This is a genomic window from Peptostreptococcus sp. D1 (assembly GCF_900112955.1).
GTDB lineage: Bacteria > Bacillota > Clostridia > Peptostreptococcales > Peptostreptococcaceae > Peptostreptococcus.
In genome coordinates this window covers 63,530-78,557 of sequence record NZ_FONP01000005.1, presented here as the reverse complement: position 1 = coordinate 78,557, position 15,028 = coordinate 63,530, and the positions used below count along the sequence as shown (strand labels likewise).

The window sequence follows — 15,028 nt, the reverse complement described above, 5'->3', positions numbered from 1 at the left end:
CACATAACTATGAATAAATATGATATAATTAAAGCTTAAGAGGAGTTGATAGAAATGAATGCATATTTAGACAATAGTGCTACTACCAAGCCATATAAAGAAGTAGTAGCTGAGATGGTCCTTGCCCTAACTAAGGACTTTGAAAACCCATCCTCTGCATATAGACGTGGGCTTGAGGTAGAATTAAAGATAAAAAATATAAGAAAAAGCATTGCTAAGACTATTGGTGCAAAAGAGAAGTCGATAATTTTTACGTCCGGTGGTACTGAAAGTAATAATGCGATAATCAGGAGTGTCGCTAGTCTGAACAAAAAAAGAAAAAAGCATATAATAACCTCTGCGATTGAGCATCCAGCAGTGTTAAATACTGTAAAAAGCTTGGAATCAGAGGGATTTGAAATAACGGCTTTGAGTGTAGACAAAAATGGAAGAGTAGATATTGAACAGTTAAAAAGCTCGTTAAACGAAAAAACCTGCTTGGTTAGTATAATGCTTGTCAACAACGAAATTGGAATTGTAGAGCCGATTGAGGAAATAGGTAAAATAATAAAAGAATATGATAAGGAAATATTTTTTCATGTAGACGCTGTTCAAGGATATGGAAAGCTAAAAATAGATGTAGATAAGCTTAAGGTGGATTTTTTGAGTGTGAGTGGGCATAAGATTCATGGTCCAAAGGGGATTGGATTTATGTATATAAGAGACGAAAATAAGTTTAATCCTTTGATAACTGGAGGTGGACAAGAGTTCAATATAAGACCGGGAACAGAGAATGTACCTGGAATTTTTGGAATAGGCAAGGCAGTAGAAATTTTATTTGCTGATTTAGATAAAAATATAGATAAAATGAAAAGCGTCAGAGATTATCTATATAATCAGCTGAAGGAGAATATTGATGGAATACACCTAAATACTGATTTGAGTAATTCTGTATGTCATATTTTGAATGTATCCATTGAAGCTATTAGAGGCGAGGTATTGCTGCATTATCTGGAGGGGGATGGTATCTGTATTTCTACGGGCTCTGCTTGTTCTTCAAAAAAGAAAGGTAGCCATGTTTTAAATGCAATAGGATTATCCTCAGAGCTGATTGATGGTGCCATAAGATTTAGTGTTTCAGAATTTACAACAGCTGAAGAAATTGATTATACTGTAGAAAAAATAAAGAATTATGTAGAGATAATTAGATTATTGTCCAAAAATAAAAAGAGGAGATAGGTTGTAGATGTATAATATTTTGATAGCCAAGTATGGTGAAATTGGAGTAAAGGGAAAAAATAGATATATTTTTGAAAACAAGCTGATAAGAAATATAAAAAACATGCTGAAATCAGTTGGCGAATTTAATGTATATAAAGAGTACGGTAGAATATATATAGATGTAGATGCTTCAAACTATGAGATTGCAATTGAAGAGGTAAGAAAGGTTTTTGGTGTTGTTGGAGTTTGTCCGGCAATCAAAAGAGAGAAGGATTATGAATTATTGAAGGAAACTGCATTATTATTGCTGAAAAACAAAATAGAAGCTGGAAGCAAAACCTTCAAAATTGCATCAAAAAGAGGAGATAAATCATTTTATCTTACATCTCAGGAGATGAGTATTGATATTGGTGGATATGCTTTAACTGGTATTAATGCAATGGAGGATGAAATGTATAGAAGTGCGAGGGTCGACGTAAAAAATCCGGATGTTGTCATAACCTGCGAATACAGAAATGAACACATTTTGGTATATGCAGCTTCAGCTTCCGGCTTTGGAGGCTTGCCCTTGGGAACTAACGGAAAAGCGATGACATTGTTGTCCGGTGGTATTGACAGTCCGGTGGCATCTTGGTTGGTAGCAAAAAGAGGTGTAGATATAGAAGCAGTTCATTTTCACTCATATCCTTTTACAAATGAGAGATCTCAAGAAAAGGTTAGGGAGCTGGCAAGGATTCTATCAAAATATTGTGGACCGATAAAGCTTCATATGGTAAATATTCTTGATATTCAAAAAGCTATTGCAGAGAAATGCAACGAAGAAGAATCGACGATACTGTCAAGACGATTTATGATGAGAATAGCTCAAGAGCTAGGAAAGAAGAGATACTGTGACGCATTGATTACCGGAGAGAGTATTGGTCAGGTTGCATCACAGACAATGCAGGGGATTAACTGTACAAATGCCGTAGTAGATATTCCTGTATTTAGACCATTAATAGCTATGGACAAGGTCGATATTATCAAAGCAGCCGAAGAAATAGGAACCTATGAAACCTCGATAATTCCTGAAGCAGATTGCTGTGCACTCTTTTCTCCAAAAAAACCGGTAACAAAGCCGAGATTGGAACGACTTGAAAAATCAGAGTCGAAATTAGAGGTAGAAGCATTGGTAAAATCGGCTATAGAAAATTCAGCTATGGAAATTATTGAATTTTAGCATATTTCTATGAGGATTATATTTCTATTGAGATTATATTGCTATGAAGATTATATTTTTATGGAGGTTGTCGATTTTTAGCGTATTTTTTCAAATGTGATTTAAGGAGTGATTATTATGGAGCTAGAAAATAATATTAAAGATGTAGCCTTGATTTTTGAGGGGGGCGGAATGAGAGCAGCATTTTCTTCAGGAGTTGCCAATGTTCTTATAGAAAATGGATTGTTTTTTAATTATGCTGCAGGTATATCGGCTGGTACAAGTGTGCTGTTGAATTATCTTACACGTGATATAGAAAGAGGAAAGAAAAGCTTTATCGATATAGTAGATGATCCGAATTTTGGAGGATGGTCGACCTTTGTGAAAGGCAAGGGCTTCTTTAATGCCGAATACATCTACGAAAATATGTCATACCCAGGACAGCTATTGAGCTTTGACTATGATTCGTTGATGAAAAATCCGGCTACCTTTAGAATTGGCAGCTATGATGTTTTGGCAGATAAGGTAAGATACTTTGGAAAAGAAGATATTAACAAATTTGAAGATGTGTTAAAAATTGCAAGGGCATCATCATCGTTACCAATATTAATGCCTCCGACAATTTATAAGACGGGAGTTTATTATGATGGAGGTCTTGGTGGTGGAGTGGCTCTCGATGCTGCTATAAAAGATGGCTACAAAAAGTTTTTTATAGTAAGAACAAGAGAAAAAGACTACAGAAAGGAGCCTATGAAGCACCAGAGAGCCTTGAGGGGATATTTTAAAAATACACCGATGGTAGCTACTCGAATGATACAAAGACCATTTGTATATAATGAAGTATGCGATATGATAGAAAGGCTAGAGGATGCTGGTAAGGCTATTGTAGTGTATCCTGACGATATGAGAATCAACAGTAGAGAAAAAGATAAAATAAAGCTGATTCAGATGTACAATCAAGGAGAATTAATAGCTAAGAAAAATGTAGAAAATTGGAAGGATATCCTGCTATAAAACAAAAATTATATGGATTAAAGCTGTTTAAAAGCCTTTCATAATTTTGTTGGAAGGCTTTTGAGAGCTGTGATTGATAAATCAGAATTTGTGAGGGATTTATTGTGAAAATAGATTTAGTTAAAACAAGAGAGTACTATAATTTATTATGCTCAGATAGATTATGTGACTGTGATTACTGCAAGCTGTACTATTTAAAGGCGAGAAAGGAGTTTCCTGAATTAGCAGCATGGCTGGAAAAATATGGTGTTGATATTGAAAAACCATTTGAAGTGATGAGTATTGATCCAGCTGAGAATGGAATAATCGAATATATTGGAATGCAATATATTGTTTATGGGACTTGTTCAAAGGACATATCATTTAAGGCTGGAAATTTTGACATTAGGGCTGCACATTCCCATCCAAGCACCGGAATCAGTGAAGAGCATTTTGTTATAGAGGTACTTCCAATGAATTTGGTGAGATTATCCTTTTAAGAACTAAATATTTCAGTTATAAAAAATAACGTTGACGAGAGAAAAATAATTTATCTTATCAATGTTATTTTTTATGGAACAGCACCTTATGCTGGTAGGGGATTATGAAAATTCTAAATAAAAAAATCCTGTAAAACACAAGCTTCATAAGTAAGAGTCAAAACAAAAAGCTTTACAGCTGTCAAAAAAAGTAGACTTTAATTTACACCGGAAATATTGAGAACTGATAAACTAAAATCCAGTTCCTACAAGCTGTAAATCCATATATAATAATAAAAATTCTACTGTAATATTATACCATGAAGTGGCATGCAAAGTCTAATATTATTGACATGCAAAGTCTAATGTTATTGACATGTAAAGTCTAATGTTATTGATATTTAAAATCTGACCTTCATTTTCAAATAGTCACAAAATTTAAGAGTGATAGCTGTTGGTTTTGTTAGGATAGATTTCAAAGCCGGAAATATATCGACATCAAAAATCTAAAGAAAAAGGGAGGAATATAAAGTTGAAGGCAAGATTAATACGTAAATTTATAGCTGTGATAATGACGCTTGTTTTAGTGCTTCAAGGAATGAGCACTACCTTTTTTGCTGAGGGAGCTGCAAAGCAGGTAACGACGACAATTACCAATTTAAAAATATTAAATTTGGCAAAGGAGGAAACAAATAAAATTTTTTATACGGCTTCTTTTTACTTGAGTATGGATTGGGACGCCAGTGCTAATGGCTCCGATTTAAAGGAAGGAGATTACTTTACTGTTTCACTTCCGGAGCAAATGAAGCTTCCATCAGATTCATCAGCGCTAGATTTCAACCTTTATGCACCGGATGAAAGCAGTGTAATGGCTACAGCTCATGTAACACCGAAGCCTTCTGGTGGAGGTAGTGTTAAGGTTACCTTTACAGATTGGGTGGAAAATAAGTACAACGTTAAAGGCAATATGATGCTGGCTGCGAATTTCGTTATAAGTAAGATTACAAAAGACGATACTAACACATTCAAAGCTACTGTAAATGCCGAGGTATCAGAACAAAGCTCGGAAGCTGAAATTGGTATAGTAATTACTGCTGATAAAGACCTGAATAATGAGGCTATTACAAAGTGGGGCGAGAAAGATTCCGATAGCAATTATCATGCAAACTGGATAGGACGAATTAACCATATGAAAGCTACCTTAAGTAATGCTGTTATTTCCGATAGCTTGCTGGGAACAGGCGAAAAATTCATACCTGAATCAATTGCTTTGGAAAAAGTAGTCATGGATTCGAAGGGGTTTATTAAAAGTGTAATAGAAAAAATCGACCTTTCTGACAAGCTAACAATGTCCGAGGATAACCAGGCATTTACTATTAATTTGGGTAATGTGAACGGAGATCAGTATCGTATTAGGTACAAGTCTACTTATACACCGGGAACTATATTAAAAAATAAACTGAAGCTTACCTCCTCTGAAAAAACACTATCTTATATTGCAACTTATCGGTCTGCAGCATCAGGAGGAAGTGGAGCGGGTGATTTAGCGAATAAAATCAAGATTATCAAGGTGGATTCTGAAAATGAGCAAACTAAGCTTTCCGATGCAGTGTTTAAAATTACCAGAGTAGCAGATGGTAAAGAGTTTGAAATCACAACAAATGTAGACGGCGAAGCTATAACAGAAAAATTGATTGCAGGAGATTATAAAATCAAAGAATTGACACCACCAGCTGGATTTGAATTAAATGATGAGGAGCTTACCGTTACTGTTTCTGATGGCAATGCAGTAATTAAAACCATCAAGAATAAACCAGTCAAAACATCAGTATCAGTAAATAAGAAGTGGATTGGCTCTACGGAGGACGCAGCTACAGTTCATTTGTATGCAGATAACAGGGATACCGGAAAAAGTGCAACACTCAATGCACTAAGCGGTTGGAAATATACATTTGATAATCTGCGTAAATTCGATGCAGATGGATCTGAAATAGAATATTCCGTAAAAGAAGCTGTGCCTAAAGGCTACAAGGTTAATTATTCAGGAAATATGGAGGAAGGCTTTGTAATAATAAATACAAAAGAGAGTACAGACATAACAGCAATCAAAAGGTGGGAGGGCGGACCGAGTGAGAAGCCTACTATTTGGTTTAAATTATACAGGAAGGTCGAAGGAGAAACAGAGGTAAAGCCTGTAGAGAAAATAGCGGAGGAAGCCTTGCTCGATGGAAAAGCAAGTGTTACCTGGAAAAGCTTACCTAAAACAGACGATAACGGAAAAGAATATATTTACAGTGTAAAGGAAGGGGAATTAAAAGAAGGAGAATTTATAGAAAAAGCTCCGGATAATTATATAAAAACAGAAAACGGCTTAACAGTAACAAATAAATATTATTCGCCTAAAATTGAAATAACAGGGAAGAAGCTTTGGGAAAACGAAGAAGGGAAACCGACAGCTAAGCTTCAGCTATATAAAAACGAAAAAGCCGAAGGAAGCCCTGTAGAATTAAATGCTGATAAAATGGAGCATACCTGGAAGAATTTGGATAAAACAGACGATGACGGAAATGAATATGTATATACAGTAAAGGAGGTTTATGAAGAAAACGGAAATATCAAAATAGGGAATGCTTGGTATAAGGTAACCTATGAAGGAGATGCACAAAAAGGCTTTGTAATAAAAAATAAAAAGCTACCGCCGATTACACCGATGACACCACCGACAAGAGCTGTCAAGGTAACAAAGCTATGGAAGGACCATAACGGAGGTGCTATTTCAGCTCCAACAGATAAAATTACCGTAGAGCTATATAAGGATGGCAATCCTACAGGAAAGAAGCTTGAGCTGACAAAAGCTAATAACTGGAGTGGAGTATTCAAAGACCTTGAGGTAGCAAATGGCTTGGGAAGTACAGAATACTACAAATATACTGTGAAGGAAGCTGGGGAAAATGGCAACACCATCAAATTTGATGGCAAGCAGTATAAGGTAATTTATAAAGGAAGTATGAAGGATGGACTTACTATTACCAATCAAAAAGAAGCTCCTCCAACACCAAGTACACCAAGTACATCAACACCACCACAAAGTACATCGACTACACCGGATAAGCCTACAGATACGCAGAATACTGAAAAACCGAGTGCTTCAAATACAAGCATAAGTAAGACCCTACCAAAAACAGGAGCTGAAGCGAATTTGTCTATATATGCATGGATAATGCTTGTATCGGGAGTGTTATTGCTGTTACTTGATTATAAACGCAGAGCACATACGAAATAAATAGCTAATACGCATTAAAAAATAAATGGATAATATGTATTACAAAATAAATAGATAATATCCATCACAAATATAAAGATTTTCTAAAAATACTAAAGGTATATTAAAGAAATATTAATATTGTATTAATTTGCAGGACACAGCCTATCATTTATATTATAATTATCTTCGAGAGGAGCTGGTAATCAATGATAGGTATAATAGTAGCAGTAATTTTTATTATTAGACTGTACTTCCTGAGGATTTCAAGAGCAAATGAAAAGAGAATACTCCAAGAGGGAGGAAAAGAGTTCGGTGTTAGGAATACAAAATATATTACTATTTTGCATATTTTGTTTTATGCATCATGTGTAGCTGAATATCTCATCAATGGTACGAAGCTAGACACAATCGGAATTGCTGGATTAGTGCTGCTAGGATTTTCTATTTTCATGCTAAACACTGTTGTTCAGCTTTTGGAGGGCATTTGGACAGTAAAGCTGATGCTGGTAAAAAATCATAGGTTTAATAACCACTGGCTGTTTAGAACTGTGAAGCATCCAAATTATTTTTTGAATATTATTCCGGAATTGGTTGGATTGGCGTTGCTTTGTCACGCAAGGTACACTGCAATTGTCATACTGCCATTATATGCAATTGTACTGTATAGAAGGATTAAAGAGGAAGAAAAAATTCTAGCCGAAATAATAATCCCAAATAATAATCCCAAATGGAACATATTAGTTTATTATCAAGGGTATAGCTCTGATAAGCCATAAGCAAGGATATAGCTCTGACAAAGCATAAGCAAGGATATAGCTCTGACAAAGCTATAAACAAGGATATGGCTCTGACAAAGCCATAAAAAATACAAGCTACGTATTCAGTTATTTCAAAATATCTGATGCTGTAGCTTGTATTTTTTTATTATTTTGTAATATTAAAAATCAAATTTATCGGTAAGCTTTCTTTTTCCCTTAATAAATATATCATAATATAACCAGGCTATAAGGATTAGCTGAACTAGTATACTTACCATACTGCCCTCAACTCCAAATTTACCACCTGATAACCAATTTGGACCATGAGTAGTAACATGGAAAAAGGCATTTCCAACACTTGTACCGCTTACAGGGAAAGCGAATACATTTCCCTGGAAACAATTCCATGCAGCGTGAAAGCCACTTACGACCCATATATTCTTACTTTTTATCATTACCAATGAAGCAAATATTCCAAACATAAACAAATCTATCAAGGGTAGCATATCCAAGCCGTTATTTCCCAAATGCATTACAGAAAAGAAGGCAGAGGAAATAACTATACCCGTCAATATATTTATCCTTTGTGAAACACCTGCCAGTATAAAGCCTCTCGTAAGGACCTCCTCAGCATTACCCTGTATCGACCAAGCGATAATTAATGGAATAAACTGTAAAGCAAGTCTAGCATTAAATTCAACCCTGTTGATTTTGACAGCTCCGAATATCATCATTATTATCACGCAAATAGTCAAAATAGACGCTCCATACAACCATCCCTTGAGATAATCCCTTAACGATGATTTTTTTGTAAATCCAAGACCATGCAAGGGCTGCTTATAAATTACCCTTGAAAGAAAAATGACAGAAAGGGTTAAAGCTATAAAGCCTGAAAGCTCTGCCAGGGTTGACATGTAGCTATTAGATGGAAATACAGAAAAAAACATACGCTCGTAAAATACGCTGAACACTCCTGAAAATATAGTTGCTAAATGCGATGCTATCAGGATTAGCATCACATACAAAATTGGGCTTTTAAAAAGCCCCTTTTCTTTGATTAAATTCAATTTCATCACATCCCCTTTACCTAATATATTTATATTATACCATATATTATAGGCAAAGAATATTACCTTTTTTAATAAAATCGTGGTGCAGGATATTGATTTTTGTTTTTTAATATGATATAGTTATAATGAAATTAATATAAAAGCAAATGATATACTATTAAAAACGTTACAATTTTATAAAAAAAATATCATTAAAAATATCGTTAGAAATATTACTAAAAATATTATTAGAAAAATATTACTAAAAATATCGTTAGAAATATTACTAAAAATATTATTAGAAAAATATTACTAAAAATATCATAAAAATATTATTAAAAGTATTATTAGAAATGTCATTAAAAGTATTATTAGAAATATCATTAAAAGTATCATAAAAATATGTAGCGTAAACTAAATGTAAATATAAAATGAAGTAAAAGAGAGTGAGGTTGAAGCTTTGTTTAAATACAGAAAACAAAATAAATTATTGAATACGTTTATTTCCTTGTTGCTTGCTTTTTCTATACTGAACACATATCTTGTAGGTATTTTTGCGTTGGGAAGTGGAACGGTTGTAGTGCAATTAAGGGAATATAAGAATGGAGTGGTTACGGACATTTCAATACCTAATGCCAGCTTTGAGCTTAGAAAATTGGACGATCCCTCATTTTCCCTAGAAAAATCAACAGATACGACCGGTAACTGCACCTTCTCAGGCTTGGAGGCTGGAGAATACGAGGTTATTCAGAGAACTACTCCGGATACATATAAGCTGCCGAGCACGAATACTACGGTCAAGCTTGAAAAGGACAATAGTCATGCGACTGTAGTAGTATCAAATGTAAAGCGTAATAGTATGGATATGATCAAAATAGTTGATGGTGGAAGAACAAGCACAACCTTGAAATTAAAGGCCTGTTCAAATTCTGATGAGTCAATTCCTATAGTAGGTGCATCGTTTTTAGTTACAAGCAGTGAAAATGGTGTACGAACAACGATAACTACAAATCCTGATGGAATCGCTACATTGCCTGGACTGACCTATGGACATTATACTGTTACTCAAATCAGTAGTCCAGAAGGGTTTCTGGCATCTCCGAACGAGGCAAACTTCGAAATTCAAAGACCGAGCAATCAGGGGTATGACGAATTTGCGAATGTGCATTTTTTTAATGAGCCTTATAATGTAGACTCCTATGGAAAGCTGTATATAAATGTTGCGGATTCAGCTGATCATAATAAGCCTATTCCAAATGTCAAATTATTGATTACTGATGACCTGGGCAATTCGTTTGTAAGTAGCACTGATTCAAATGGCTCTATTACATTTAAAAATTTTTCAAAGGACAGGACTTATTCAGCCAAAATAATAGAATCACCCTACGAATATGAATACTCCGGTGCAAGCGTGGAGGGAAATATCAAGCTCAATCAGGAAACTAATAGCAATACCATTTCTATGTATTTGCCTAAAAAGCAAGCAAATTTGGTGACGATTGTAAACCATGAAATGGGAGATTTGAGTGTGAGGATATCCGGCTCTAGGTTTAGGCTAATTCATCCGGACGGCTCACAAAGAGAGCTTCAAATATCTAACACAAATGGAGAGCTTCAAATACAATTACCTTCATCGACTGATAGAGATTATATTCTTGAGCAGCTGACGACTGACGGTCGTCACATAATATCAAAGAAGCTAAGCTTTTCGGTTGGTAGACCGGCGACTGTATATGTGCCAAATAATTTGATCAATCCAAATGAAGAAAAGGTTTCGTTTTCGTTTACAAAGGAGTGGGTAGACAAGCCAAGCTCAAATCAGAGGGTAGTCGTACGCCTGATGCAAAATGGAAGTGTATATGGTAATTCACAGCACTTCACTCTTGATTCAAATAATGGACCTCAAACTAAGAACTTTACAAATTTGCCGAAATATGATTCAGAGCATATTGCGTTTAATTATTCTGTAAAGGAGGATCCGGTTGATGGCTGGTATGCCCAATATGAGGAGGTCGCAAAAAACAATTGGAAAATTTCCAATTATGAGGGCAGTATGACGGGACAATGCTTAATCGATCCAAATAAGGGCTTGATTTGGTTTTCCGGTGAGAATTCGGCATTTATGATGGAAAATGGTGTTGATATAAAGAAGACAATAAATTTTCCGACACATTCTGATCCTACCTTTGGCTATGGTATCGCTTATGATAGAACAAACGGATATCTATATGGTGCGAATAGAAGAGGTGATCTTGCCATTATGGATCCCACTAGAGGAGAAAATGGCTATACTGTAAACGTGGTTAAGCTGGGCGGAATAAGAGAAAGGACCGGAGATGGAACAGACGAGAGTGGCAAATTCTTGCACGATAATGGACAAGAGATATTTGTACATAGGGATTTTAGAAAATTAAATTGCTTGGAAACAAGTGTCGATGGTAAATATTTATTTGCAAAGGTGCTTGCCGACCCCAATATATATATGTACCGTATAAGTGATATCCTGTCAAATAACGTAGCCTATGGCGGTGAGGTTCCGTATTATAAGGTAATACATGCAAAGCATAATGTTGCTCAAACTTCGTCTATAAACACTCCTGTATCTGACGGGGATATTATTCAGTACCCAAATGGAGATATATTATATTCTGGTCATGGTATGTATTTTTTTCGTGGCGAACTTACTTCTCCGCAGCGTGGGGATTATAATTTCTATTTACTCAAGTATAATGGACCTGTAGATTCAAATGGAAACGTAATAGATTCAGGAGAGGGAAGCTATTCTGAGCCTATAAATGTGGGACGATTAAGAACACCCGGAGTATTTAATAGCTCTTGGGATGCGAATAACTGGGATACATCAATCGAAGGGATGACGTATGCATTTGATCAAATCTGGTTTACCTCTGTAGTTGTAGAGAATAAAAAAGTTACCAAAAGACTTGCAAGAATAACTGGCTCACAGCCTAATAGAGGTAAATTACCGAATAGATATACGGAGAATACTGTATTTGAAGCTGAAACACTTGGAGGAGAGCACGCAGCTAAGATACAAGCGCTGCCGACATCTACATTTGCAGATATGACCGGTGGAAATAGAGAAATTTGTTTGTCAGAGGTAATCGTTAGAGGTGCGAAAACATGGATGGGCGATAATGAAGGTACTAGACCAAAATCCATAGAGGTACAGCTTTATGCAGATGGCAGCCCATATGTCTATCAAAATGGAAATTCGAGCAAGCTTACCCTGAATGAGGCCAACGGCTGGAAGTATCAGTTTAGTCAGCTGCCAAAATATGATTCGAGCAATAAAAAAATAGAGTATTCTGTAAAAGAAATCAATACGCCAGCCGGCTATATTTCGACGACAACTGATTATAGCATTACCAATACATTGGCTAAGGGTGGGTTTTACATAAAAAAAATGAATGAAAATAAAAGCGTATCACTTAGTGGTGCCAAATTTTCACTTTTGAATGAAGCAAAGGACACAGTAATACAGTCCTCCACTGAAACCGACAGTGATGGAATAGCAGGCTTTAATAATTTGCCGGCGGGAACCTACTATCTAAGAGAGGATGCTGCACCGGAGTCCTATGAAAAGGCTGCAGAGGAATATAGAGCTGTCGGGACATTGAATCAAGCTACCCAAAAAGTAGACTTTGAGATTTTTAAGGGGAATCAAAAAGTAGAGCTGCTTTCTGATAAGCACGTTATCAAAAACTCAAAGCCTAAATTTAATATTAAGCTTGTCAAGGCTGACAGCAAAACCGGACGTAAAATAACCACAGCATCAAGGTTTGCGATTGTCGATTCAAACGGAAATACGATTAATGAGCAGGTCGCAGCTTTAAGCAACGGAGAATTTACCTTTGATAACGGAGGCAACGGCTTTGAGGCTGGAACGTACTATATCAAAGAGGTAGCAGCTCCAAAGGGCTATAAGCAGATAAATAGATTGATTCCAATTACAATCAGCAATGATGGTAGAGTGTATATAAATACCTCAGATGATGGTGTTGTCGATGCCTACGGTACGAATGTTACGGGTACAAGCACTGTTGAAATAAAGCTTAAAAATGAAAAAATAAAGTCGAAGCTAGTGTTCGCAAAGCGTATCAAGGGAATTGAAGAAACCGGAGCTCATGGCATTACTGAAAAGGTTCGCTTCAAGCTGACAAAGGACAGCGATACAGATTTTTCTGCTGTTGAAATTGAAAAACGCTTTAACGAAAAATTCGTATTTGAAAATCTGACTGAGGGTGTATATACACTAGAGGAAACAAAGGCTCCAAATGGATATGTGGTAGACACAGTCAGCTATAGGGTTGTAGTCGACGGTGTAGGTAATGTATATCTTTGCTCAAAATCCAATAGTGAAGCTAGTAAGCCTATTACAAGCAAGGATGTGATTAAATCTGAGGATCTGAGCAATATTAGACAGGGAACAATCGCAAATGCTATCGACGGAAGCGATACTACAGCAGTAGTATTTCATGAATTTAATAATCAGGGAAATAATATTCCTGTAGGAGCATATATAGGTGTGGATTTGAGAAAATTGTATGAGATAAAAAATATCAGCTTTTTGCAGGGGGCACCTAGCAATGCTGCCGATAGATTTAATAATTTTTCTCTTGAATATTCAGCAGATGGTGACAATTGGATGGAATATAAGAGGTATACAGAGACAGATACTACAAAGCATGTGACCAAGCCTGTAAATAATATAAATGAAGCTAACCCAGGTATTTTTGAAAGATATATACGCTTCAAAAATAATGAGGTTATGCATAACGTATGGTTTGGAGTTAAGGAAATAAGGGTTGAGGGCTTGGAGTATAAGCTAATTAAGGAAATGACACCTCAAATGCAAAATCAGGATACTGATGACAGCCTTGCTTTAATCGGAAATATACAGAATCCGTCGCTAGTCCTGGAAAAAATTGATGCCAATACATCGACTGTTATTTCTGAAAACAATGCCGGATTAGGCTACAATGCAAAATTTAGGCTTTATAAGGTTGGAGATAATGTAACCTCTGTATCAGAAAATGAGCTGAAGTCACTTTCTCCTGTACAAGAGCTTACGTTGAATGCCGGTAGAGTGAGCCTGACTCAGCTGGCGGATAAGCTAGGACGCTATGCACTTGTCGAGGTAGAGAGTCCTGCTGGCTACAAAAAGGTTGATCCTATTTTACTTGACCTGATAGAAACACAGCAGGTTCATTCCATGGCTCAAATGAAAAATACAACAGCATGGAAGCCTGTTGAAGGCACAACGGGTGCAACTATTGGCGAGAGTGGAGGCTATACAACCTTCACTGGTGTGGCGAAAAATGAAAAAATAATAGTAGACTACACAAAGCTATCCGGAAATAAAATTACCCTAAAGGTAAAAAATGATAGACAGGATAAACCAATAAGGCTTAAAATCAGAAAGGTTGATGATGAGGGAGCTCTGATAACAGCTACAAATCGTAATGATGCGTCAAGGTTTTTGATACTTGATAGTGATAAAAATGTATACAACGATCAGATGGCTAATCTTTTGAAGGGTGAAGTTACCTTTGACAATAAAGGAAATAAATTCAGGACTGGACTTTATCATTTAAAGGAAGAAAGGGCACCAAAGGGTTATCTACTAATAAATACGGAAATACCATTCTATATAAAGGATTCAGGTGACGTAATAATTCCGGCAAAGCTCAAAGATGGAAGCAATAGCGAGTATGAAGTTGATGAACAGTTTGCTTACAAAAATCATTTGAAGGTAATCCAATCGGCTGATACTGATATTGTTGAGATTTCTGTTGAAAACAAAAAGGGTGTTTTTCCATATACTGGAGGAATCGGTACATTACTTTATTTGTCGACTGGTATTTTGTTGATGGGAACAGCAGTCATGTCGATGAAGCTAAGAAGAAAATCTAAAAATTAATATTAAGCGTGGAAATAGACGCTATGCATAATTGTTTTCTTGATTGATGCTTTTTATGAATATGCGCAAGGAAGCCAGGCAAAGAAATAAATCCTCTATGGTAAAATAGTACAAATACCATGGGGGATTTTTTGAGTGGAAGAAA

General features: G+C 35.9%; 8 protein-coding genes. 7 read left to right on the top strand and 1 reads right to left on the bottom strand.

Features of this window, described 5'->3' with window-relative positions; all coding sequences use genetic code 11:
* Nucleotides 1-54 precede the first annotated feature (54 nt).
* From BM120_RS05415 to BM120_RS05390, 6 genes are all read left to right on the top strand, one after another.
* Nucleotides 55-1,218 carry a cysteine desulfurase family protein gene (locus BM120_RS05415; protein ID WP_091993909.1) on the top strand — a complete coding sequence of 388 codons (1,164 nt, stop codon included), beginning with the start codon at nt 55-57 and terminating at the stop codon, nt 1,216-1,218.
* A 7-nt stretch (nt 1,219-1,225) separates the two neighbouring features.
* On the top strand, nt 1,226-2,419 hold the full coding sequence (thiI, locus tag BM120_RS05410) for a tRNA uracil 4-sulfurtransferase ThiI (RefSeq protein WP_091993908.1): 1,194 nt from the start codon (nt 1,226-1,228) through the stop codon (nt 2,417-2,419).
* A gap of 117 nt (nt 2,420-2,536) precedes the next feature.
* A complete protein-coding gene (locus tag BM120_RS05405) occupies nt 2,537-3,412 on the top strand; it encodes a patatin-like phospholipase family protein (RefSeq protein ID WP_091993906.1) in 876 nt (291 codons plus the stop codon).
* 104 nt (nt 3,413-3,516) lie between these two features.
* Complete coding sequence (locus BM120_RS05400; RefSeq protein WP_091993905.1) at nt 3,517-3,891, top strand: hypothetical protein; 375 nt, start codon at nt 3,517-3,519, stop codon at nt 3,889-3,891.
* A gap of 511 nt (nt 3,892-4,402) precedes the next feature.
* Nucleotides 4,403-7,153 carry a Cna B-type domain-containing protein gene (locus BM120_RS05395; RefSeq protein ID WP_091993903.1) on the top strand — a complete coding sequence of 917 codons (2,751 nt, stop codon included), beginning with the start codon at nt 4,403-4,405 and terminating at the stop codon, nt 7,151-7,153.
* Nucleotides 7,154-7,341: 188 nt separating this feature from the next.
* Nucleotides 7,342-7,911 carry an isoprenylcysteine carboxyl methyltransferase family protein gene (locus BM120_RS05390; protein ID WP_091993901.1) on the top strand — a complete coding sequence of 190 codons (570 nt, stop codon included), beginning with the start codon at nt 7,342-7,344 and terminating at the stop codon, nt 7,909-7,911.
* Nucleotides 7,912-8,072: 161 nt separating this feature from the next.
* Here the strand turns inward: BM120_RS05390 and BM120_RS05385 are convergent, their stop codons facing one another.
* The gene (locus BM120_RS05385; protein WP_091993900.1) at nt 8,073-8,966 is read right to left on the bottom strand and encodes a CPBP family intramembrane glutamic endopeptidase; all 894 of its coding nucleotides are present in this window, start codon (nt 8,964-8,966) and stop codon (nt 8,073-8,075) included.
* A gap of 436 nt (nt 8,967-9,402) precedes the next feature.
* On the opposite strand from BM120_RS05385, the gene BM120_RS05380 reads away from it, so the two are divergent.
* Complete coding sequence (locus tag BM120_RS05380) at nt 9,403-14,883, top strand: SpaA isopeptide-forming pilin-related protein (protein ID WP_091993898.1); 5,481 nt, start codon at nt 9,403-9,405, stop codon at nt 14,881-14,883.
* Nucleotides 14,884-15,028: the final 145 nt, after the last annotated feature.

What these genes read in the sequence shown, in the direction of transcription:
- BM120_RS05405 (WP_091993906.1), top strand. Translation starts at nt 2,537, where the DNA reads ATGGAGCTAGAAAATAATATTAAAGATGTAGCCTTGATTTTTGAGGGG.
- BM120_RS05385 (WP_091993900.1), bottom strand. Translation starts at nt 8,966, where the DNA reads ATGAAATTGAATTTAATCAAAGAAAAGGGGCTTTTTAAAAGCCCAATT.
- BM120_RS05415 (WP_091993909.1), top strand. Translation starts at nt 55, where the DNA reads ATGAATGCATATTTAGACAATAGTGCTACTACCAAGCCATATAAAGAA.
- BM120_RS05390 (WP_091993901.1), top strand. Translation starts at nt 7,342, where the DNA reads ATGATAGGTATAATAGTAGCAGTAATTTTTATTATTAGACTGTACTTC.
- thiI (WP_091993908.1), top strand. Translation starts at nt 1,226, where the DNA reads ATGTATAATATTTTGATAGCCAAGTATGGTGAAATTGGAGTAAAGGGA.